The sequence below is a fragment of the Azoarcus taiwanensis genome (assembly GCF_012910885.1).
Classification (GTDB): domain Bacteria; phylum Pseudomonadota; class Gammaproteobacteria; order Burkholderiales; family Rhodocyclaceae; genus Azoarcus_F; species Azoarcus_F taiwanensis.
In genome coordinates this window covers 1-21,815 of sequence record NZ_WTVM01000032.1, presented here as the reverse complement: position 1 = coordinate 21,815, position 21,815 = coordinate 1, and the positions used below count along the sequence as shown (strand labels likewise).

Below are 21,815 nucleotides of genomic sequence, written 5' to 3'. Positions count from 1 at the left end.
AATGCGACGCTCAGCCGCCGCCCACCGCAACCACGATCTCGATCTGATCGCCCTCGACGAGCCTTGTCTCGGCATGTCGCCCCTTGGGTACGATCTCACCGTTGCGTTCCACCGCGACCCGCTTGCCCGCGAGTCCGCGGGACTCGAGCAAACCGAGCACCGACAGCGAAGCGTCGAGGGTTTCGGACTGGCCGTTGATAGTGACTTGGATCATGCGTGACGACAGACCACGAATAGGCGTTGAAGTTTAGCACGACCCCAGATTGCCCCGCCGAACCCCTCGACGGCCTCGAGAACGGTGATTAGAATAGCGACCTTGTTGCGAACAGCGCATCGCGGGTGTAGTTCAATGGTAGAACGGCAGCTTCCCAAGCTGCATACGAGGGTTCGATTCCCTTCACCCGCTCCACTGTATCAATCTGCGGACTTCCGCAGAAGTCCAAGAGAGTCTGCAAGTCGTTGCCGCACAAAGACTTTTCCTCTCTTTGATGTTCTGCCGTAGTCCACTGCGATCCGCCTACAGCCGGGACTTTTAAGTCCACAAACAAGTCCATTTTTGCGGGCGCGGCTGATTCCGGATTGTTGATGGAGGGGCGAGGTCGACGTGACCAGCATCTGGTTCCTGACTCATGTTCAGGAGCAAGAGCATGGCACTCTCAGACCTGGCCGTTCGACAGGCCAAGGCAACAGGCAAGGCATACACCCTCCCTGACTTGGATGGCCTCTCCCTGGCCGTCACCGCTGCAGGGGGCAGGACTTGGCACTTCCGCTACTACTGGGCGGGCAAGCAGAAGCGGATGTCGCTCGGCACCTACCCGGAGGTGACGCTTCGCGAGGCCCGCAGCCTACGCGACGAAGCGCGCGCCCTGCTGGCCAAAGGCACCAATCCTCGCGTTCACCGCAAGCAGAAGCGCACTGCTGTCCGACTCGCCGACGAAAACACCTTCGAGGCGGTGTATCGCAAGTGGCTCAAGCATCGCGGGCTCAGCCTCAAGGAAGGCCGGCAGACGACCCTCTCGATACTTCCGCGCATCTTCGACAAGGATGTGCTGCCCACCTTGGGCAAACGGTCGATCTATGAGATCAAGCGTCCCGACCTCTTGGAGGTGATCGCCAAGATCGAGAAGCGCAGGGCGCTCTCCGTCGCCGAGAAAGTCAGGACGTGGTTCAACCAACTGTTCCGTTACGCGCTGGTGATCGTGCCGGGCCTGGAGCAGAACCCGGCCTCCGATCTCGATGTGGTGGCGCTGCCGCTGCCACCTGTCAACCACAACCCGTTCCTGCGCATGGCCGAGCTGCCGAAGCTGTTGCAGCGGCTGCGCAGCTATCGCGGCAGGCGGCAGACCCAACTCGGGCTTCGGCTATTGCTGCTGACCGGCGTGCGAACCGGCGAGCTGCGACAGGCGACGCCGGATCAATTCGATCTGGACCGCGGGCTGTGGATCATCCCGCCCGACGTCGTGAAGCAACTCCAGTTGGATATGCGCAAGAAGCGGCAGCAGCCAAAGGACATCCCGCCCTACATCGTGCCGCTGTCGATTCAGGCCATGGAGATCGTCCGGCACCTGCTGGATGAGTTCAAGCCGGCCCAGCGCTACCTGTTCCGGCACGACAGCGACTTGAAGAAGCGCATCAGCGAGAACACGCTCAATGGTGCCCTCAAGCGCATGGGCTATCAGGAACGCCTGACCGGACACGGTATCCGCGGCACGATGTCCACTGCGCTCAACGAGATCGGCTACCCGAAGGTCTGGGTGGATGCACAGCTCTCGCATGTCGATCCCAACAAGGTCAGCGCGACCTACAACCATGCCCAGTACGTGGAGCAGCGTCGCCGCATGATGCAGGACTGGGCCGATCGGCTCGACCTCTTCGAGCAGAACCAGGTCGAGGCGGCCAGCATGCCGCTCACCGTGCATCTGGAAGGCGTTCCCGCGTTCCCGAATGAGCAAACCGCAAGCGCACCCTCCACGCCGGTTGCCGCTTCGCCAATCCTGCTCGTGACGAAGCCCGGCGACGCCATGCCGTTGGTTTCTGCCGCCGCACATCGGCTGCCGGCGGTTCCGCCCCCTCGATCGGCCGCGCCGCTGGTGCCTTCGGACATTCAGCGCGAGAGGATGGAGCTGTTCGATGTCTTCGAGGCGCCGCACAACCTTCCCGTCGCTGCGTTTGCGAAGATGGCGGGCAAGTCCCGCAGGTGGATCAGCTACGAGATCAAGGCGGGCAACTTGCTGGCGTTGAACGTGGGCAACCGCGGCCAGCGGGTGCCGGACTGGCACCTCGACCCACTCAAGCACGAGCTGATCCAGTCCGTCCTCAAGCTGACCAGGGGTGCCGACCCTTGGCAGATCTACCATGCACTGCTGCAGCCGCGCTCGATGCTGCGGGGGCGTTCGGCACTGGAGGGCGTGACGGCCAGCAATCTCGACAAGCTCGTCATGGCAGTGAGCACAGCCGTGAAGGAAAGCGAATGGACCCCGCCGCGAGTCGGGGTCGCCTAGCAGCAGGAATGCGGGATCGTGGCGAAACCGCGATCCCGGCGTATCTGTCAGGACACCAAGCGCGCGCGGCGGGCGAATCTTGCCTGGGTGTCCGACAAGGAAGCATCGCGGCGGAGCAGGTAAGCCATCACGATCGTTGGTGCGCCGGCCAGCGGCCGCACGGCGATGCCTCGGCGTAGGTAGCTCGCCAGTCTCGCGGCAGGCGCAATGGCGATCCCGTACCCGGCGGCAACCAGCGTCATCGCCACATCGAATGTCTCCACCGTTTGCTCTCGCTCTTGCAGCGCGTTCTCGAACACGCGCTGCACGGTCATGCGCCATGGTTCATCGGCCGTGGACTGCGAGCAGATCAACGGCTGCTTGAGCACTTCCTGGCACGGCACTTCACGGTAGGCCAGCAGGTGGGAGCGCTTGGCCACGGCGACCGCCAGCGTGTCATGCCACAGCGGCTCGCATACCCAGCCAGGCCACTGCCGGGCAACCGCAGACAAGGCGAAGTCGAAGCCGTCGCCCGGCAGCTCCGCGCCTCGACCGGGATCTGTCCAGCCGGCCAGGACGGCATGAGTCTCCGGCTCTTCGGTACGCTGCAGGGCGAGCACGTCGGCGAGCTGGGGAGGCACCCATTCGCCGAGGACGGCCATGCGAATTTCGGCGGTGATGTCACTCGATTCCACGTCCAGCTCCCCCCAGGCGGTGAACTCGTGGCAACTGATCTCGAAGCCGTTGAATGAGTTAAGTTTAACGTGGTTTAAATCGTGACCGTGTTCGACGCTCTTGGCAATGCCAAAGCGTTCGATCCAAAGGGGCCGCCCCACCGGCACCACTACCTACGAAGCGGAACCAGCCATCGCGTTTGGGGCTGCCGTGCGGGAAGAGAGAACCAACCAGGGTATCGCTCAGGAAACGCTGGCTCACATGGCCGGCATCGAGCGGTCTCACATGGGCAAGATCGAGCGCGGCGAGCATGTCCCCACGCTCCCCCTCATCCTCAAGATCGCCCGTGCGCTGAAATGCAGTTCCGCCCACTTGATGACTCTGACCGAAGCCAAGCTGGCAGAGTCGGCCCCATCCGCGGATTGAAGCCGGCCTGCGCAGCGGCCGCACGGCTACCCCTGATCGTCGTTGTCCTTGGGGTCGTCTCAGAAAACGGAAAATAAAGCACGTTAAGCTGGTTGCAGCGGCCGTAGCGGCCTGAACTTGCCCGCGCCGATCTTGGCGTTGCTGCGCCAGAGGTAATCGCCAGTCAGGTTGATGTGCTCCCAACCCAGCGGCGACAGATACTGCAATAGAGAGTCATCAACGGACTTGCCGTGGCCACGCAGGGCATTCGCGGCCCGTTCCAGATAAACCGTGTTCCACAGCACGATGGCTGCCGTCACCAGGTTGAGGCCGCTGGCCCGGTAGCGCTGCTGCTCGAAGCTGCGGTCACGGATTTCGCCCAGGCGGTTGAAGAACACGGCGCGAGCCAGCGCGTTGCGCGCCTCGCCTTTGTTCAGCCCGGCATGCACGCGGCGACGCAGCTCGACGCTTTGCAGCCAGTCCAGGATGAACAGCGTGCGCTCGATGCGGCCCAGCTCACGCAGAGCCACGGCCAGGCCGTTCTGGCGCGGGTAGCTGCCGAGTTTCCGCAGCATCAATGAGGCGGTCACCGTGCCCTGCTTGATCGAGGTGGCCAGCCGCAAAATTTCGTCCCAATGGGCGCGGACGTGCTTGATGTTGAGCGGGCCGCCGATCATGGGCTTCAGCGCGTCATAGGCGGCATCGCCCTTCGGGATGTAGAGCTTGGTGTCGCCCAGGTCGCGGATGCGCGGGGCGAAGCGGAAGCCCAAAAGGTGCATCAGGGCGAAGACGTGATCGGTGAAGCCCGCTGTGTCGGTGTAGTGCTCCTCGATGCGCAGGTCGGATTCGTGGTACAGCAGCCCGTCGAGCACGTAGGTTGAATCGCGCACGCCGACGTTCACGACCTTGGTGTGGAATGGCGCGTACTGGTCAGAAATGTGGGTGTAGAACGTCCGCCCTGGGCTGCTGCCGTATTTCGGGTTGATGTGGCCGGTGCTTTCGGCCTTGCTGCCGGTGCGGAAGTTCTGGCCGTCCGAGGATGATGTGGTGCCGTCGCCCCAGTGCTCGGCGAAGGGATGCCGGAACTGCGCGCTGACCAGCTCGGCCAGCGCCGCCCCGTAGGTTTGGTCGCGGATGTGCCAGGCTTGCAGCCAGGCCAGCTTGGCGTAGGTTGTGCCGGGGCAGGACTCTGCCATCTTGGTCAGGCCCAGGTTGATCGCGTCGGCGAGGATCGTGGTCAGCAGCAGGTTCTTGTCCTTGGCCAGGTCGCCCGATTTCAGGTGCGCGAAGTGCCGGGTGAAGCCCGTCCATTCGTCCACCTCCAGCAGCAATTCGGTGATCTTGACGTGCGGCAGGACCATTGCGGTCTGGTCGATCAGGGCCTGCGCGGTATCGGGCACTGCCGCGTCGAGCGGCGTGATCTTCAGGCCCGACTCCGTGATGATGGCGTCCGGCAGCTCGTTGGCCAGCGCCATGCGGTTGACGGTGGCAAGCTGTGTTTCCAGCAGCGTCAGCCGGTCGTTCAGGTACTGGTCGCAGTCGGTGGTCACGGCCAGCGGCAATTCGCTGGCCTGCTTGAGGCTGGCGAATTTCGCGGGCGGCACCAGGTAGTCCTCGAAGTCCTTGAACTGGCGGGAGCCTTGCACCCAGATGTCGCCTGAGCGCAGCGCGTTCTTCATCTCCGACAACGCGCACAGTTCGTAGTAACGCCGGTCGATGCCGGCGTCGGTCATCACCAGCTTCTGCCAGCGCGGCTTGATGAAGTCGGTCGGCGCGTCGGCAGGCACCTTGCGGGCGTTGTCGCTGTTCATGCCGCGCAGCACCTCGATGGCGTCGAGTACGTCCTTGGCGGCAGGCGCGGCCCGCAGCTTGAGCACGCCGAGAAATTCCGGCGCGTAGCGGCGCAGCGTGGCGTAGCTCTCGCCGATGCGGTGCAAGAAATCGAAGTCCTCGGGCTGCGCGAGCTTCTGCGCTTCGGTGACGCTCTCGGCGAAGGCATCCCAGGACATGACGGCCTCGATGGCGGCGAACGGATCGCGGCCTGCTTGCTTGGCCTCGATCAGCGCCTGACCGATGCGCCCGAACAGCCGCACCTTGGCGTTGATCGCCTTGCCGGACGCCTGGAACTGCTGCTGATGCTTGTTCTTGGCGGCGTTGAACAGCTTGCCCAGGATGCGGTCATGCAGGTCGATGATTTCGTCGGTGACGGTGGCCATGCCCTCGATGGCGAGCGCCACCAGGGTCGCGTAGCGGCGCTGCGCCTCGAACTTGGCCAGGTCCGCGGGCGTCATCTGACCGCCCTCGCGGGCGATCTTGAGCAGGCGGTTCTGGTGTACCGACCGCTCGATGCCGGAAGGCAGGTCGAGCGCCTGCCATGCCTTGAGGCGTTCGATGTGTTCCAGCATGTGCCGCGAGTTCGGCTTGACGGGCGACTGACGCAGCCAGGCCAGCCAGGTCGTTTTGCCGTTGTCGCGACGCTTGAGCAAATCGTCGAGGCGGCGGCGATGCGCGTCCGACAGTGGTTCGGCCAAGGCCTCGTAGATGCGCCGGTTGGCGCGGGTGATCGCTTCGGCGCTCGCCCGCTCAACGGCGTTGAGGGAGGGCAGAATGACCGACTGCCGCCGCAGGTGCTCGATCAAGGCGCTGGCCAGCACGACGCCCTTGTCGGTCTGCATGGCCAGCTCGGTCAGCAACTGAACGGCCTGCCGATAGTGGCTCATGGTGAAGGGCTGGAAGCCGAACACTGTTTGAAGCTCCACCAGGTGCTCGCGCCGTGTCTGTTCCCGCTGGCCGTACTCGTCCCAGCTTTCGATGCTGACCTTGAGCTGGTCGGCGACCAGCTTCAACAAGGGCGAAAACGGTGGCTCATCGACGCCCAGGATGACACCAGGAAAGCGCAGGTAACAGAGCTGCACGGCGAAGCCCAGCCGGTTGGCCGGGCCGCGCCGCTGCCGGATGATGGAGAGGTCGGTTTCGCTGAACGTGTAGTGACGGATCAGTTCTTCCTTGGCGTCCGGCAATGCCAGCAGGTTGTCACGCTCGGCGGCGGACAGGATCGAACGGCGTGGCATGGATGCTCTTTTTCTTTCTATGGCCGAGTAAATCCAGTTCCGCTAAAAAAGGCGATATAGAGCGGTATCCCGATGACCGCACTCAAGAGAATAGCCATACGCCAAGCCGCTCACCCTTCTTCACTCCAATACTGTATGTCTGCAAACAGCGCTCCGCGCGCATCAAGTGAGACTCAGGCGCAGTGCCAGCGCTGCCAGGGTCGCCGCGAGTACGGGGACGGTTAGCACAATGCCCACCTTGAAGTAATACCCCCATGTGATTGTCATTCCCTTGCGCGCCAGCACATGCAGCCAAAGCAACGTCGCCAGCGAGCCGATCGGGGTGACCTTTGGCCCCAGGTCACTACCGATCACATTGGCGTAGATCATCGCGTCCTTCACCACGCCCGTTGCGCTTGTGGCATCAATGGACAGGGCGCCCACCAGTACCGTCGGCATGTTGTTCATGGCCGAGGACAGCAGCGCTGTGAGGAAGCCAGTTCCAAAGGCGGCGCCCCATACACCGCCTTGTGCGAAGTAATCCAGCAGCCTTGCGATATGCTCCGTCAGGCCTTGGTTACGCAACCCATAGACCACGAGATACATTCCCAGCGAGAAAACGACAATTTGCCAAGGCGCTTCACGGATCACCTTGCGGGTGCTGATGACATGCCCGCGCGCAGCGACGACGAGCAACAGCAGGGCGCCTGCGGCAGCCACGGCGCTAACCGGCACGCCTAGCGGCTCAAGGCCGAAGAATCCGACCAGCAGCAGGGCCAGAACCACCCAGCCGAAACGAAACGTAGCCACATCGCGAATGGCCTCATTCGGCTGTTTCAACTGATTCACGTCGTAGCGTGCGGGGATGCTGCGGCGGAAATAGATCGACAGCACGGCCAGAGAGGCAATGATGGCGACAATATTCACCGGAATCATCACCGCAGCGTAGTCATTGAACCCGATATTGAAAAAGTCGGCGGAGACGATGTTGACCAGGTTGGATACGACAAGCGGCAAGCTGGCGGCATCTGCGATGAAACCGGCCGCCATGACGAAGGCGAGCGTTGCCGCCGGACTGAACCCCAGTGCCAACAACATGGCCATGACGATTGGCGTGAGAATCAGTGCTGCGCCATCGTTGGCGAAAAGCGCGGCGACGGCTGCACCCAGCAGGATGATCAGCGCAAACAGCATACGTCCTTTCCCGCCGCCCCAGCGTGCGACGTGCAAGGCTGCCCATTCGAAAAAGCCAGCCTCATCGAGCAACAGGCTAATGATGATGATGGCAATGAATGCGGCCGTGGCGTTCCACACGATCTGCCAGACGACAGGAATATCACCGAAGTGAACGACACCGGACAGTAACGCCACGATAGCGCCAAGCGTCGCACTCCAGCCAATGCCCAGCCCGCGCGGTTGCCAGATCACCAGGACGATAGTGGCAAGAAAAATCAGGAGTGCGGCAATCACGTCAATTCTCTCTTTTCAGCGGGTTTTCGAGTTCTTTAAGAAGGCTCAAGAGGTCAATCCGGGAGATGACGCCGATCACTTTCCCATCCTCCACGACAGGAAGGGACGTTAAGTGATGATCCACCATCAGCCGGGCTGCAACGGAGGGATGCATGGCAGGCGCGACGCTATGCACTTCCGTGGTCATTACCTCTGCGGCAGTACGCCCCTCGGCCTTGTCACGCTGTGTCCCCTTTGGGCCAAGAAAGGAAACCCAGAAATTCTCCTTCCAAATCGATTCACGTGGTTCAAGCCGTTCGTCCGCTCCCCGGTGAATCAAGTCCTCCGCAGTCACAACGCCGATCAGCCGACCAGCGCCGTCGACCACCGGAACGCCGTTGATGCGATGGGCAAGCAGCAGCCTCGCGATGTCCTCAACCGGTGTTTCAGGTTGAATGGTTACCGGATCGGGCGTCATGTAATTCCGGATCAACATGGTCGATCTCCTATGTTTGGGGATGGATGAGCGCACGCAGTCGTTCTGCACCGATCGGTTCTTCCTTCAGAAGCGGGACAACCGCGTAACGGTCCGCGTGCTGATTGGCCACGGCGCTGATTTCGCGTAGCTCGTTGGCCGCACGCTGACGCAGTAACGGCGACTTGGCCAAAGCCGCCGCCACGCTTGTGTTGATGATCCAGGCCCATGGCTCGATCCCGGCACGGCGCAAGTCAGCTTGCAGGTTGGCGGCCTCCAGTACCGGCGTCGTCTCTGCCAGCGTGACGACGAGTACCTTCGTTTGCTTCGGGTCCTGCAATTGCATCATCGGCGTCGTGAAGTGCACGCCGGTCTTGCCCATTTGTCGTGACACTTCGCGGTGATACGCACCCGTCGCGTCGAGCAGGAGCAAGGTGTGCCCGGTCGGGGCCGTGTCCATGACGACGAACTTTTTCCCGGCCTCGCGAATGATGCGGGAGAACGCCTGGAAGACCGCAATCTCTTCCGTGCAGGGCGAACGCAGATCCTCTTCCAACAGCGCGCGACCTTCGGCATCGAGTTGAGCGCCCTTGGTTTCCAGGACGTGCTGGCGATAGCGCTCGGTCTCGGCATGCGGATCGATTCGGCTCACGGTCAGATTATCGAGCGAGGAATCCAGTGTGTCGGTCAAGTGGGCAGCAGGATCGGAGGTCGTCAGATGCACCGGTAAGCCGCGATGCGCCAGTTCGACCGCGATGGCGGCCGCCAGGGTTGTCTTGCCTACACCACCCTTGCCCATCAACATGATCAGCCCGTGTCCATCCGCCGCGATGCCGTCGATCAGCTCGGCCACGCTGGGCTCGTCGAGTTCGATCGGGGAATCAACCGCTGCGGGTGATTGTGGAGGAAGGTCGGTCAGCAACTGCCGCAGTGCTTCAAGGCCGACGAGATTGAAGGGCTTGAGTTCTACATGATCACGCGGAAGCGCAGTCAACGTAGCCGGGATGTTCTTCAGCGCCGTTTGTTCCCGTTCGTGGATTGCAGCGGCCAGCGGGTCGGTAGCGGCTTCGACGTGAGGCAGGATGCCGTTGATGACGAGATGTTGCTGTTTGAGGCCTATGGCTGCCAGTTCTTCGTGGGTTCGGGCTACCTCGCGCAAGGTCGCCTGCTGGGCGCGAGCGACCAGCACCAGGCGGGTTTGCAGCGGATCAGCCAAGGCTTCAACAGCCGCCTTGTACTGTGTACGCTGCTTTTCCAGACCGGCCAGCGGGCCGAGGCACGAGGCATCGCCCTTGCCGGCTTCCAGGAAGCCGCTCCACGCACCCGGCAGTTGCAGCAAGCGGATAGTGTGGCCGGTGGGCGCAGTGTCAAAGATGATGTGCTCGTAATCAGCCGTGAGTGCCGCGTTGGTCAGTAGCGCGGTGAACTCGTCAAATGCGGCAATTTCGGTGGTGCACGCGCCGGACAACGATTCCTCGATGCCCTTCACCACGTCATCAGGAAGCACGCCGCGGACCGGGCCGACCAGGCGCTCCCGATAGGCACTGGCCGCTGCCTCGGGATCAATCTCCAGAGCAGAAAGACGTGGAACCGCCGGAATCGGTGTGACGCGATTACCGATATCGACACCAAATACCTGCCCGACATTGGATGCCGGGTCGGTACTGACCAGGAGGACGCGCTTTCCGGCTTCGGCTAACTGAATGGCCGTGGCGCAGGCAATCGAGGTCTTGCCGACGCCACCCTTGCCCGTGAAAAACAGAAAACGGGGAGGAAGTTGCAGGAATTTCATCATTGTTTTCTCCATGTTGTTCAGCAGCAGCCACGCGGGCCGGAGCAGCAACCGCCCGTCGCCGGCTTGGCGGCGTCTGCCGGTTGATCAATGCCGATCCAGAGGGCCAATTCAGCCCGCTTCGGATAACGTCCCGCGAGCGCCACTTCACCATCGACCAGGATCAGTGGTAGCGCACCCTGACCGGAGCGCTGCAAAAATCCTTTTACGGTCGCGTTGTCGGCAAACATCTGTGGCTGCTGCGCCAGGTTGTAGCGCTCGATGTGCGCGCCGTTCTGCTTCGCCCAATCAACATCAGCAGCAAAAGTCACCAAGGCTTGGTCAACCTCCACGCCGCAGACGCCGGTGCTGCAACACAGCGATGGGTCAAACACTTCGATCTTCTTCATTTAAACTCTCCATCAAGTATTCAAATATAAGTTAAAAAAACTACGCCGAAAGCGCCCCAATCCGATCCAGTTCCGCCTTCAAGCGTGTCCGGTCGTGCGCAAGCTGCGCCAACGGCAGCGCGAGGAAGGCTTCGATGCGACGCCGCAAGATACGGTAGGCCGTCGTGAACGCGGCTTCGATTTCCGCTTCGGTCCCTGTGGCATGAGCGGGATCGTCAACACCCCAATGCGCACGCAGTACCGCGCCAAGATACGCCGGACAGGTTTCCCCAGCAGCATTCGAGCACACGGTGATGACCACATCCGGGACCTGCGGCAGGTTGTCCCATGATTTACTGTGCAGTCCGTTCGTGTCGATACCTTCACGCGCCAAGAGCGCCAGGGAACGCGGATGGACGGTCCCGGTCGGCTGACTTCCCGCACTCATCGCTTTCCAGCCTGTCGGAGCCAAGTGGTTGAAGGTCGCTTCCGCCAGGATGGAACGGCAGGAGTTACCGGTACAAAGAAACAGAATATTCATGTTGTCGCTTTCGCTGGAGTGGGTGACAGGAGCGGCAAGAACTCCTCGGAACACTTCGAGGCGGTACGCAGTTCAAGGCATTGATCGGGGCTACCCGAACAGCATTCTTCGGTGAGGTACGCAATCAAATCCAACATTAACGGGATGTTCGCTCGGTAACGTTGGAAGCGGCCCTCCTGCTCAACCGTCACCAAGCGAGCTTGTGACAGCGCCTTCAGGTGAAAAGAGAGGTTGGCCGGCGGCACATCCAGCGCGTTCGCAATCTCGCCCGCCACCATGCCGTCTGGCCCCTTCTTGACCAACAGCCTGAACACGTCCAAGCGCAAGCCCGATGAGAGGGATTCGAAGATCGATGTTGCGACTTGCTTTTCCATATTTAAATAATACTACAAATATCAAACGATGCAAGCGCGTTGCTCTGTCCGCTTAGACTATGCCCTAACCTGACGTCAGGACAGCCTACCCAGAAACGTCCGGATAGACTCCATCGCTTAATTTATTGACACAGGCTGCTCAAGGTCATAGATTTATTCCTGACACTTTTCTGTTTGGGGGCATCTTGCAAGGTCAACGTATCGGCTACGTCCGAGTCAGCAGCTTCGACCAAAACCCGGAGCGGCAACTGGAACAGGTCGAAGTCGGAAAGGTATTCACCGACAAGGCATCGGGCAAGGACACCCAGCGCCCAGAACTTGACTCGCTGCTGGCCTTCGTGCGCGAAGGAGATACGGTGGTGGTGCACAGCATGGATCGCTTGGCCCGCAACCTCGATGACCTGCGCCGCCTTGTGCAAAAGCTGACCAGGCGCGGTGTGCGCATCGAGTTCGTCAAAGAATGCCTGACCTTCACCGGCGAGGATTCGCCGATGGCGAACTTGATGTTGTCGGTCATGGGCGCGTTCGCCGAGTTCGAGCGAGCATTGATCCGCGAGCGGCAGAGGGAAGGCATCGCGCTCGCCAAACAGCGCGGAGCTTACAGGGGCCGCAAGAAAGCGCTTTCGCCCGAACGCGCCGCTGAACTTCTGCAACGCGTCAAGGCCGGCGAACAAAAGGCAAAGCTGGCCCGTGAATTTGGCATCAGCCGCGAAACGTTGTACCAGTACCTGCGCGAAATTGGAGCTTAACGTGCTTTATTTTCCGTTTTCTGAGACGACCCCTCCTTGCCCCCAAGGGCTGAATCTTCGCGCTTTGCGGCCTCGTTGAGGAGCCGCAGGTATGGGTTGTCTGGCGGCGTCTCCCGGAACAGCGCCTCCGGGCTGGCGAGCAGATAGCCGTGCAGCCGGCGCGACTTGCGCGGCCCCGTGACTTCGCAGGTCCAGATGTTCAGCCCGCTCGGCTGCTTGCGGTGCTGTCCCAGCTTCTCGAAGCGCTTCTGTACCCACTGCCACCCCTCCAGCTTCTCCTGCTTGGCCAGCGCGGCGACTTGAAGGTACTCCTGCGCGTAGCGCTGGAACACGCCGGGGCTGACGAGATAGGTCGTACCGGCGACGGTATGCACCAGGGCCTTGGCGTCGTTGATGATGAGCTTGCGCGTCTGGATGCTCTGACGCAGCCAGGCCATGAAGTGCGCCCCGGAGGGCTCCGCGCGATCCTGGGAAGGCGCGAGGCTCATCTGCGGCGGGGGCACGGTCGAAGGGGCCGGCTCGGCCTCGGCGATCTCCGGCGCTGTGGATGGAGCAGTGTCGCCCAGCAGGTCGAGCAGCGCGGCCACGCCGATGTCCGTGGCTGCGGATGCGATCGGCGCCGTGCTCGCGGATGCAGCTTCGATGCCTTCGGCGCGCGGCCCATCGGCCACCGTTGTCGCCTGCGGCGTCGGCTCCGCCTGTTCCTCTTCGACCTGCACACGGCCTGCGAACGGCGCCGGCCGGTCGGCGGCATCCCAGATCATCGCCGGCGAGAGTTTCAGGAAGGTAAAGGCGTGCGACCAGCCGGCGTCGCTGGTGACGGCAGCCTTCCAGATCGCCTTGCCATCCGGCGTCGGTTGCACGATGCCGTGATCCTGCAGCACGTTGAACACCGCCGTGTTGCTCGCCGGGATGCCGTCGATGCCCTGCGACAGCAGATGTGCGCGCAGCTTGTCGGAGACGGTCTTGCTCACCAGCCACAGGGCGTCTTGGGTCAGCCAACCGTCCGCCGGGCCGGCCTGGTTCAACTTGAATTCTTCCTTGAGCAGGTAGCGCAAGCCGTCGAGCAATTTGCGTTGCAGCGCATGCTTGGGCGCCGCCAGCGCCTTGCTGGGATCGCCGCCGAGTTCTTGGGCGACCGATGCCTGGTCGGCCTGCACGACCAGCTCGCCGAGCGTGCCGGCGTGCTCGTACTGGCCGGCCAGCACGTACAGCAGCGCGGCCCAGAGGTCGGGATAGCCGCTGAGCCAGTCGAAGATGTCCCGATCGAGAAGGCGCGCGTAGAGCAGCCCGGTGGCGGCGCTATGCAGGCGGTACTCGCGCTCCTTTCGGTAACGGAAGCGGTAGGGCTTTCGCAGCGGGCCGTGCCAGGGATGCCAGACGCTGCCGTCGGCATGCTCGACGTGCAGATCGACCGCAATCTTGCCGATGTCGTGCAGCAGGGCCGCGTAGGCCGTGCCTGCGGTCCAGGCTTCGGCCTGGGCTGCCTGTGCCTCCGGCGTGACGCCCGCAGGCAGCAGGTATGACTGCCGCAATTTCAGCGCATAGGCGACGATCTCCAGGCCGTGGTCCAGCATGCCGCCCGGATAGGCGTGGTGGTGGTTCTCGGAGGCCGGGAACTGCTGGACCAGCTCGGCGTAGCGCTCCAGTGGGGCGAGGTAGAGCGTGGCGAACTGCCGGCGCGAGAGCGATGTGCGCTGCCAGATGTGTTCCAGCAGTTTCTGCCGGCGCGGCGTGGCCAGCAGCGATGCGGCCGACTCCGGCCGCATCGACCCTTTCGGAGTTTCGATGGCGGATGTGGGCGGTGTGCCGGCGGCGGGTGGCACCCTTTTGCGCTGGAACAGCGAGAGCATGGCGAACCCCGGATGACGGGCTGCTCGGGGCGCCTTTTGGCCTTTTCAGGATAGGGCCTTTCCCCTTGGCGCCCTTCCTTTGCCCCTTCCCAGCCCTTTGGCCTTTGTCGGAAGCCTTTGGGTATAGGGCCGCTGCTTCGCGGGTGCCACGATGAATGCGGCATGGGGCAATCCCGGCAAGTGGGGCGCAGCAGGATGTTCGTCAGCTCTGGCCCAAGCCGGTGTCGAGGGCGGCGGATTGCGCTGCGAAGTCGTCGGGACGGCGCTTGCGGAAGGTTTCGAGATTGCTCAGCTTCCAGCGCAGTGCCGGCAGTTGAGCGGCGTGTTGGCATTGCACCAGCGACCAGTCCGGTTCTGCGCGCGCCAGCCCGCTCAGAAACTGCTTGTGAGCGGTGCTCAGTCGCTGTGGCAGTTCGCGCCGCAGCCTGGCGCGAGCATCGAGCAGCATCTCCAGGGAGCAGTCCACTTCCGTCATGCCGACAAAGGCCCGCTCGTACTCGCCGGCGATGTCCTTGTCGTTGCCGAACAACACTTCGTGGGGCGGCCGGTTGTGGCCCGCCAGATAGATCACGAAGCACTCGACCATGCCGTCGCTGATGTCGCCCGATTCGTAGAGCTGCCACACGTCGAACAGGTCGCGGGGGTGCTGCCGATCCAGCGCGGCCACCAGCTTGCTGGCGTACAGCTCGTCCGGTGCCAGAACCGGCAGCTCGAACTCGACGCCGAACAGATCGCTGGTCTTGGCGCTCAGCGGCCGCCGCTCGACGGGCAGCACGCTGCCGCGGAACACGACGTTGACCTCGATCTTCACCTGGCTGGCGTCGTTCTCGACGATCAGCTTGGTGTCTCCCAGGTCCTTGGCGCGAACCAGGCGTGTCTGCACGCCCAGTGGCGCAACGCGCGCGGCGATGGCGGCCAGCTCCTGGTTGATGGCTTGCAGCGCTTCGTCGCGCGGCGTCTGCCACGGGAGGTACACCACGTCGATGTCCACCGACAGGCGCGGCATGTCCCGCACGAAGAGGTTGATGGCCGTGCCGCCCTTCATGGCGAAGATGTCGTTGGCGAACACGTCGGGCGCGACGGCCAGCAGCAGGCGAACGGTGTCCGCGTAGGTCTTATCCATGAGGTCTCAGGCTCAGCAAGGTGCCGTCATCGAGCCGGCTCATCCAGCGCGTGTTGCTGCCGGTGCGAACCGGGTACTGCTCCAGCAGGGCATCGACATCCACGAGGCTGGTCTCGCGCGCCCAGGTGAGGAACAGGCGCACGGCCTTCACGCTGGCGCAGCAGGACAGCAGTTGCCCGAGCACGTCCTTGCGGGGGGAACGCAGTCCATCGAAGAGGTTGCGGGCCTCTTCGAGGCTCTGCTTGACGCCGGCTTCGTACAGCAGCTCCAGAACGGCACGCTCGGGGGCTGCCACCCGCAGATCCTCGGGCAGGCCAGGCGGCGTGGCCAGGGTCTTGCTGGCCAGCGCCGTATCCGGCCAGTCGAACAGGCGGGCGTGGACATAGCGGGCCGGAAAGCGCGAAGTGAACCAAGCCGGCAACGCGAAGCGACCGTCGCCCCACAGCACCAGCGTCTCCCGGCTACCCAGGTTGTGCCGCACCCCCTGCAGGGCCAGGGCGCTCTTGCCGCCGACGTGCAGGCCGGGCACGCGTTGTTGCAGGAACTTCAGCGCGCCGTAGACCCCGAACTCATCGTTCGGGAAGGCATAGACGCCATGGGCCAGACGCACGAGCCACCCGCCGTCGGCATAGTGGGCGGCGAGCTGGGGCGACACCCCGAACTGGCTCAGGGTGGCAAGGTCGAACGGCGCCCCGCGGGGGAGTCCCGCCTGCAGCCGCTTGATTACCTGGTGCCGAGAATTTCCATCCATGTTATAAAAATAACACGGAATCCAATCAGCCCCTAGAGCCATTGCAAGAACGTGCAGAGAAAGTAGCATAAGGTTTGATTTATAGTGCAGAATCTAATCGCCCTGCGACCCAGGCCGACCCGGCTCTGCCAGCCGCAACCCGCCCTCCTGATCGCGGTCTATGCTGGAGGGCAAGCCACGACCGGCCACTCCGCGAGGTGAGGCACCACTGAAGCCGAGGCACATGAGCATGACCACCAACACGCACAACGGGCGCTGGAGCCACCGGCTGGGCCGGGGGGCTGGCCGTGCCTGGCGTGGATACCTGCGCCGCGAGCAGCGTGTCGCCGGCTGGCTGGTGACGCGCGGGGTGCCCGCGGGCGCGGCGACGGCGGTGCTCTGGATCGTCAAGCTGGCCGTACTTGGCATGCTGCTCTACACCGTATCCTGGCTCGTCCTGCTGCTGGCCTTTGCAGTGGTCGCCGCATGGCTCGCGCGGAACGCCGACGAGGACGACGAGAAGCAGCCGGAACTTAGAGACGGACACTCGGGCGTCGGCCTGTACGACAAAGATGACTGGCGGATCGACATGGGCGATCCCGACGAGCCGTAGCTGCCGCATCAACGCGAGAGAGTGCTCCTTACTTCGCAGCACCTTTCGATACAGCCGTCATCGCAAGGCGAGAGCCACTACCCCCAGCCGACTTTGCATCGGACGTGCCAGTGATGAGACCGCCCAGGAAGTTTCCGGCGCGAACGCCTGCCCATCCGAGTGCCATGACCCAGAACGTCGGCAACACGATGAACATCGTTGCCATGACGAAGTTCAGCAGCATGTCACCGAACGCATTGTTCAGGCCGATCAGCGGATCGAAGTTCGTGTGCGGCCTGTCCGCGCCAAACCCCCAGCCGTAGAGCGCGTCCAGGATCGTGCTGTCGATCCAGCGCGCGAGCTGGAACCAGAAGTCCACGAAGAACAGCGCGAACTGGACGCAGCTCACCGTCACCACCGTCTTCAGGTCGTAGGTGCCGATCAGCAGCACCAGCGGGATGCAGATGACGAGCGCCATCTTGAGCATCGTCAGCACCATCGGCAGCGCCTGGCGCACCACGTCCATCGCCGGAAAGAAGCCCAGCGAGCCGACGGTCAGCCCCAGGTCGCTCGCGCCGCGCGTGACGATGTTCGGCAGCGTCTTGTCGATCTGGCCGCCGTAGTCGGTGTAGACGGCGCCCTGGTTCATCTTCTGCTGCCGCGGTGAGACGACGGCGCGGATCACCGAGTCATTGACCTCGCTCTGCGACAGGAAGCCCGCCCAGCGCCCGATGCGGGTCAGCAGGTCCGGGTCGACCTGTGCCAGCAGCCGGCTGCGCAGTCCCTGGCCGCCATCGGCCCACCACTGCCGGCAGGACGGATAGCCGCCGCCGCTGTCCACCTGTGCCAGCCCTGCATCGCGGGTCGCGTCGTAGGGCCAGCCCGTGCGTGGGGTCTTGGCGCGATAGGTGTCATAGAAGCCGGGCGTGTCGAGGAAGTAGCTCGACCCGATCCAGGTGACGTCGTTCATCTGCTCGTCGGAAAGCGTCGGCCGGTTCATGAACAGCTTGGCGCGCGACGGCCCGTAGCAGTCGTGCGTGAAGTCGGCGACCTCCTGTGCCAGCACCGGATCGTCGATGCGCGTGGCATCCACATCCATGCGAATCTGACGCAGGTCCGTGCCACAGGGAATCGCCGCCACGGCGGCGCCGGTGACCGCCTTCGAGATGGCGTGCATGAAGAACCACCACACCGGCACCAGCGCGCTCTGGTTGTTGAGCGCCGTGTAGACGTTGGACCAGCCCGTGTCGTTGGGCAGCGGGACGTTGACCTGGCATTGCGCGGAGCGCGTGGTGTCGAACCTGATCGTGGCGAGATCCACCGGGATGAACGGGATGCCCGCGAACATGATGACCACGATCGCCACCCACACCCGGTTCTCGATGCGCATCGACGACAGCACGCCCTTGTTGCCTTCGTCCGCACCTTCGCTGCGGGCCTTGAGCCACTCCTGGATCACGATGGCCACGAACGGCAGCGCGAACACGCCGCTGGCCACGAGAATGCTCCAGATGCCGTTGTTGACCACCCAAGCTACCAGGGTCAGGTAATACTCCAGGTAGTCCGTGGTGTAGAGCGTCATGCCTGCCTCCCGGTCTCAGCCGTGCCGCAGCAGTTGGCTGGCTTCCAGCGCGACCACGGAGATCACGGCCGCGATCTCCGTGCGCAGCAGGCGCTGATGCGTCTCGCGGGACGGCTCCCGCCGCAACAGGCGCCGACGCATCCACCACCAGCCGTAAGCCGTCGCTCCGTAGAGGCACAGCCGCCACACGAAGAAGTGGCCGGCGTGCGCCTGCAGCCAGTGCTGCCAGCCCTCGACGCCGCCGACCACGTGGATGCCGGCGATGTTCACCGCCACCGCGGCGGCGACCACGAGCAAGGTCCACAGCAGCGCCACACCGACGCGGCGGTTGAACAGCCATGGCAGCCGCAGCCAGGCCAGCCGGCTCATGGCGTACCGCTCCGCGGCCTCTGGACTTCCCGCAGACGGTCGCGCGTGGTGTCGCCCTCGAAGACGCCGCGCGAACCGGCAGCGCGGGTGCTGTGGCGCTGGATGATCGCCATCGCCGAGTTGCCGGCCAGCGTGCGCCGCAGCTCCAGCTCAGTCTTGAGGTTGTTGATCTCCTGCTCCAGCGCGCTGTTCTCCTGGTCTACCGCCTGCACGGCGAGCTCGTTGGCGGCGACGTTCGGCTCCTTCTTGCCGGTCAGCAACGTGCGTTGCAGCAGCAGGGCCTTCTCCAGCACGCTGGACAGCGCAGCCTCGGACGCGAGGCGCCGGCCCAGCACGTCCTGGTCGGGCTCGTCACGCAGGGCCTCGATCACGCCGCGGGTGATCGGCAGCGAGCTGCTGCCGGCCGCGTCGAGATTGGCCAGTGTCGTCGGCCGGGCGCCCGTCACCAGTTCCTGCAACACCTGCAGCTTGGTCTCGTACTCTTCCTGGATCACTGGCGTGAGCCCGACGCCAGGCGTGGTCTGGGTCTTCGTGCAGTTTTCGCAGGTGCGTTGCTCGCGTTCGCCCAGCACGCGGTTCGCAAAGGCCGCGGCCGCGCCAGGCGACGACCAGGTCTGGCAGGTCAGGCGGTTGCCGCAGGCGCTGCGCGCGATCGACGAGGTATCGGTGGCGCTGCGCCCGTTGAGCAGGTTGTAGCCCGCTCGCGTCACGTCGCCGACCACCTTGATCGAACTCTGGCCGGAGCCGCCCGCGTTGCCGCCGCCGACCCAGGGCACGCCGTTGTTCCCTTTGTTGGACTCGGCCTGCTCGATGGCGGAGACGGCATCGGTGCTGCTGACCGCATCCCGCAGCGCCATCCCCTCGGCGAGCTGGTCCCAGCCGGCCTGGCCGCCGGCCATGTCCGCCATGCGATTGGCGATGGCCCGGCAGGTCATCTTCGAGCGGTCGAAATCCAGGCGCGCCTGCAGGATGCCGTTGGTGAGCAGGTTGTACAGGCCCGGGTCGGCGCGCTGGATGATCAGCGCCGGCAGCGAGGCCACGGCGCTGGTGGCGTTCTGGATCACGTTGCTCATGATCGTCTGGAAGCCGTTGGTGATGCCGTTGAGCTGGTTCTGCAGCGTCGTGGTGATGCTCATGTCGCCGCAGATCAGGTTGCTGTTCCAGCCGACGCCGACGCCGATGCTCTGCATGTTGCCGGCACCACCCATCGACACGGCCCGGCCGCCGCCGATGCTGTAGAGCACGTCGTCGCCGATCACGCTGCCGCTGACGTTCACGCCATTGGGGTCGATGCGGGTCTGCGCCCAGGCGACGCCGACGACCAGCGTGATGGCCGCCACGAGCAGCGTGGCCCGCAGGGGCGACTTCGCGCGGTGCAGGAAGTCAGGGAGGGAGGCGTTCATCGTGGGTTCCTCACATGAAATCGACGCTGCCGAGGAAGACCTGGCCACGGCGCCGGCAGCAGGAGTACGGCCGCCACAAGGCCCAGGCGTAGTCGCCCTGCTGGGCCTGCACGCGGGTGCGGCTGTGCGGGAAGACCACGCAACTGTTCGAGAGCGTGGGCGTCAGCTCCTGCCACTTGCCCGTCGATGCGTCGGTCTCCATCAGCGCGCCGGCCGGCCAGTAGCCGGAGCGCGCATTGGCCAGCAGCGGCTGATAAACGTGGACTTGGTTGCGGCGGGTGACGATGTCGCCCGCCCGCTGCGCGACCACGGCGCCGCTCTTGTGGTCGTCGGTCTGGTGTAGGAAGCCACCGCGGGGATACACGTTGCCCCAGAGGTTCAGGCCGGTCCGCGTACCGATTTCGCGCCGACCGGGGATGAGCGCTTCGGGGTAGAGCGCTTCCGGGATGTTGTAGCGCCAGGCCAGCGTGTCGAGCGTGCTCAGCAGGTACGGCATGAAGGCCGTGCCCGCGCCTTTGCAGGTGTAGCCGGAGGCGCTGGCGAACTGGCTGAACACCATCCCGGCCGGATGGCCGATGACATCGGCGTTCTTGAACTTGGCGAGGTTGTTCTCGTTGTCGTGATTGGTCGTGCCGTCACCGCCAGCCTTGGCGGTCGGGTTGGGCATGCTCATCGCCCTGACTTCCAGCCAAGGGTTCTCGCCGGTGTTCGAGTAGCTCGACACCACCGCATCGGGGACGTAGTGGCGCACCTTGACGGAGGTGCGAACCGAGCAGCCGAATGGCGTGCAGTACAGCCAGTAGCAAATACCCGCGACGCGGTACTCCAGGCAGTCGGGGGACAGCGCCGACGAGACGATGGTGGCGGTGTCCAGGGCGAACGTCGACGTGGCCGCGCTCAGCAGCAGCGAGGCGACGGTGGCGCGCAGGCGCCGGGATGCCAGCAGGAGGCTCATGGCTGGCTGCTCCGGTAGGCGTCGATGCGCGCGACGGCGCGGGCCACGTCGGGCTCGCCGTAGACCACGTAGCGCCGATCGACCACCACAGCAGGGATCTTGACGATGCCCAGTCCCCAGGCATCGGCGACGCCCTGGTAGGCCTGGCCGATTCGGCGCTGCAGGTCGGCGCCGCCATCGAGCAGCCGCTGCCGTACCAGGGCCTCCGCCTGGGCTGGGTCAGCGGGCAGGTGCGCCGTGAGTTCGGCCTCGATGTGCGCCGGCTGGTCCAGCTCGATGACACGCACGCCGGCCAGGGCCTGCACCGGATGACGGCTGTCGGTGACGACGAGCACGTCCGCCGCCACCGCAGCCTGGCTGAACATGAACAGAACTGCCCACAGTCCGGGGGCAATGCTGATGATCAGCAGCTGGGGCGAAGCCCTGAAGAAGGGGGCCGGCATATCGGGTGTCCTTGAAATCGATCAAGGTCGCAGTCGACTTCAAGTGCCGATGTGGCGCGACAAAGAAACCGCAGTCGGGCCCTGCCGGTTTCATGCCTATGCCGTTGTGAGCATTGCGTTTGCCTCCTGTAGGAGGCGGAGGTCAGGCGCGCGACGCTGAGGTGCCCGCGAACCCAAGAAACGCATGATGCAAGCGAATCGGCATCGACGGCTTGGAGCGCGCATGTAGGCTCTGCCAAGTCCCTTCACTGATGTCGCTCGGGGCGAGGCGATCTACCGAGCGCGAAACTCGTCTCAAGTAAGCGTTGACGCCATCCGCGGAGTCCGGAGGCGAGCCGGAGAGAACATAGCCCACCATGAAGCCGATTGCGTGGTTCTCCCCGTACGGAGGTGGATATTCTTGGTGG

General features: G+C 63.9%; 22 protein-coding genes and 1 tRNA gene. 5 read left to right on the top strand and 18 right to left on the bottom strand.

The features are described from left to right. Window positions 1-10: 10 nt before the first annotated feature. A complete protein-coding gene (thiS, locus tag GPA21_RS07305; RefSeq protein ID WP_168987546.1) occupies window positions 11-214 on the bottom strand; it encodes a sulfur carrier protein ThiS in 204 nt (67 codons plus the stop codon). Between the two features lie 121 nt (window positions 215-335). Between thiS and GPA21_RS07300 the strand changes: the two genes are divergently transcribed. Then, window positions 336-409: transfer RNA gene (locus tag GPA21_RS07300), tRNA-Gly, on the top strand. A gap of 238 nt (window positions 410-647) precedes the next feature. Next, window positions 648-2,501 (top strand): tyrosine-type recombinase/integrase, encoded by a 1,854-nt coding sequence (locus GPA21_RS07295; RefSeq protein WP_168987545.1) that lies wholly within the window; start codon window positions 648-650, stop codon window positions 2,499-2,501. Window positions 2,502-2,548: 47 nt separating this feature from the next. Here GPA21_RS07295 and GPA21_RS07290 read toward each other — a convergent pair whose 3' ends face one another. After that, window positions 2,549-3,175, bottom strand: coding sequence for a LysR substrate-binding domain-containing protein (locus GPA21_RS07290; protein ID WP_041771671.1), 627 nt, complete (start codon window positions 3,173-3,175; stop codon window positions 2,549-2,551). Between the two features lie 106 nt (window positions 3,176-3,281). Here GPA21_RS07290 and GPA21_RS07285 point away from each other — a divergent pair, with 106 nt between their 5' ends. Continuing rightward, entirely contained in the window at window positions 3,282-3,581 is a 300-nt protein-coding gene (locus tag GPA21_RS07285) for a helix-turn-helix domain-containing protein (protein ID WP_003282197.1), read from the top strand. Window positions 3,582-3,664: 83 nt separating this feature from the next. Here the strand turns inward: GPA21_RS07285 and GPA21_RS07280 are convergent, their stop codons facing one another. The 7 genes from GPA21_RS07280 to GPA21_RS07250 all read right to left on the bottom strand — a co-directional run bounded on the left by GPA21_RS07280 (window position 3,665) and on the right by GPA21_RS07250 (window position 11,609). Continuing rightward, window positions 3,665-6,631 (bottom strand): Tn3 family transposase, encoded by a 2,967-nt coding sequence (locus tag GPA21_RS07280; protein ID WP_168987544.1) that lies wholly within the window; start codon window positions 6,629-6,631, stop codon window positions 3,665-3,667. Window positions 6,632-6,793: 162 nt separating this feature from the next. After that, the gene (locus GPA21_RS07275; protein ID WP_168987543.1) at window positions 6,794-8,080 is read right to left on the bottom strand and encodes an arsenite/antimonite efflux transporter; all 1,287 of its coding nucleotides are present in this window, start codon (window positions 8,078-8,080) and stop codon (window positions 6,794-6,796) included. A 1-nt stretch (window position 8,081) separates the two neighbouring features. Next, on the bottom strand, window positions 8,082-8,555 hold the full coding sequence (locus tag GPA21_RS07270) for a CBS domain-containing protein (protein WP_096244949.1): 474 nt from the start codon (window positions 8,553-8,555) through the stop codon (window positions 8,082-8,084). A gap of 10 nt (window positions 8,556-8,565) precedes the next feature. Continuing rightward, the gene (gene arsA, locus GPA21_RS07265; RefSeq protein WP_211163477.1) at window positions 8,566-10,326 is read right to left on the bottom strand and encodes an arsenical pump-driving ATPase; all 1,761 of its coding nucleotides are present in this window, start codon (window positions 10,324-10,326) and stop codon (window positions 8,566-8,568) included. Window positions 10,327-10,346: 20 nt separating this feature from the next. Continuing rightward, window positions 10,347-10,715, bottom strand: coding sequence for an arsenite efflux transporter metallochaperone ArsD (arsD, locus tag GPA21_RS07260; RefSeq protein ID WP_011479714.1), 369 nt, complete (start codon window positions 10,713-10,715; stop codon window positions 10,347-10,349). 40 nt (window positions 10,716-10,755) lie between these two features. Then, window positions 10,756-11,235, bottom strand: coding sequence for an arsenate reductase ArsC (locus tag GPA21_RS07255; RefSeq protein ID WP_168987542.1), 480 nt, complete (start codon window positions 11,233-11,235; stop codon window positions 10,756-10,758). Next, entirely contained in the window at window positions 11,232-11,609 is a 378-nt protein-coding gene (locus GPA21_RS07250; RefSeq protein ID WP_168987541.1) for an ArsR/SmtB family transcription factor, read from the bottom strand. Before GPA21_RS07250 ends, GPA21_RS07255 begins: the two co-directional genes overlap by 4 nt. Before the next feature lie 185 nt (window positions 11,610-11,794). Here GPA21_RS07250 and GPA21_RS07245 point away from each other — a divergent pair, with 185 nt between their 5' ends. Next, window positions 11,795-12,358 (top strand): recombinase family protein, encoded by a 564-nt coding sequence (locus tag GPA21_RS07245; RefSeq protein ID WP_003799980.1) that lies wholly within the window; start codon window positions 11,795-11,797, stop codon window positions 12,356-12,358. On the opposite strand, the gene mobH is transcribed toward GPA21_RS07245, so the two are convergent. The 3 genes from mobH to GPA21_RS07230 all read right to left on the bottom strand — a co-directional run bounded on the left by mobH (window position 12,355) and on the right by GPA21_RS07230 (window position 16,085). Further along, entirely contained in the window at window positions 12,355-14,211 is a 1,857-nt protein-coding gene (gene mobH, locus GPA21_RS07240) for a MobH family relaxase (RefSeq protein WP_168987540.1), read from the bottom strand. The genes GPA21_RS07245 and mobH overlap by 4 nt on opposite strands. A gap of 202 nt (window positions 14,212-14,413) precedes the next feature. After that, window positions 14,414-15,334 (bottom strand): nucleotidyl transferase AbiEii/AbiGii toxin family protein, encoded by a 921-nt coding sequence (locus tag GPA21_RS07235; protein ID WP_168987539.1) that lies wholly within the window; start codon window positions 15,332-15,334, stop codon window positions 14,414-14,416. Further along, window positions 15,327-16,085, bottom strand: coding sequence for a type IV toxin-antitoxin system AbiEi family antitoxin domain-containing protein (locus tag GPA21_RS07230; protein ID WP_168987538.1), 759 nt, complete (start codon window positions 16,083-16,085; stop codon window positions 15,327-15,329). Before GPA21_RS07230 ends, GPA21_RS07235 begins: the two co-directional genes overlap by 8 nt. Before the next feature lie 223 nt (window positions 16,086-16,308). On the opposite strand from GPA21_RS07230, the gene GPA21_RS07225 reads away from it, so the two are divergent. Beyond that, window positions 16,309-16,677: a DUF3742 family protein gene (locus tag GPA21_RS07225; RefSeq protein WP_041106822.1), complete on the top strand. Its 369-nt coding sequence runs from the start codon at window positions 16,309-16,311 to the stop codon at window positions 16,675-16,677. Window positions 16,678-16,705: 28 nt separating this feature from the next. On the opposite strand, the gene GPA21_RS07220 is transcribed toward GPA21_RS07225, so the two are convergent. The 6 genes from GPA21_RS07220 to GPA21_RS07195 all read right to left on the bottom strand — a co-directional run. Further along, window positions 16,706-18,238 (bottom strand): conjugal transfer protein TraG N-terminal domain-containing protein, encoded by a 1,533-nt coding sequence (locus GPA21_RS07220; RefSeq protein WP_168987537.1) that lies wholly within the window; start codon window positions 18,236-18,238, stop codon window positions 16,706-16,708. Window positions 18,239-18,253: 15 nt separating this feature from the next. After that, the gene (locus GPA21_RS07215) at window positions 18,254-18,607 is read right to left on the bottom strand and encodes a hypothetical protein (protein WP_023121123.1); all 354 of its coding nucleotides are present in this window, start codon (window positions 18,605-18,607) and stop codon (window positions 18,254-18,256) included. After that, window positions 18,604-20,010 (bottom strand): integrating conjugative element protein, encoded by a 1,407-nt coding sequence (locus GPA21_RS07210; RefSeq protein WP_168987536.1) that lies wholly within the window; start codon window positions 20,008-20,010, stop codon window positions 18,604-18,606. Before GPA21_RS07210 ends, GPA21_RS07215 begins: the two co-directional genes overlap by 4 nt. A 10-nt stretch (window positions 20,011-20,020) precedes the next feature. Beyond that, complete coding sequence (locus tag GPA21_RS07205; protein ID WP_042928634.1) at window positions 20,021-20,965, bottom strand: TIGR03756 family integrating conjugative element protein; 945 nt, start codon at window positions 20,963-20,965, stop codon at window positions 20,021-20,023. After that, the gene (locus GPA21_RS07200; RefSeq protein ID WP_042928635.1) at window positions 20,962-21,408 is read right to left on the bottom strand and encodes a TIGR03757 family integrating conjugative element protein; all 447 of its coding nucleotides are present in this window, start codon (window positions 21,406-21,408) and stop codon (window positions 20,962-20,964) included. Before GPA21_RS07200 ends, GPA21_RS07205 begins: the two co-directional genes overlap by 4 nt. A gap of 142 nt (window positions 21,409-21,550) precedes the next feature. Next, window positions 21,551-21,815 (bottom strand): hypothetical protein (locus tag GPA21_RS07195; protein ID WP_425483692.1); only part of this gene is annotated, 265 nt, incomplete at its 5' end.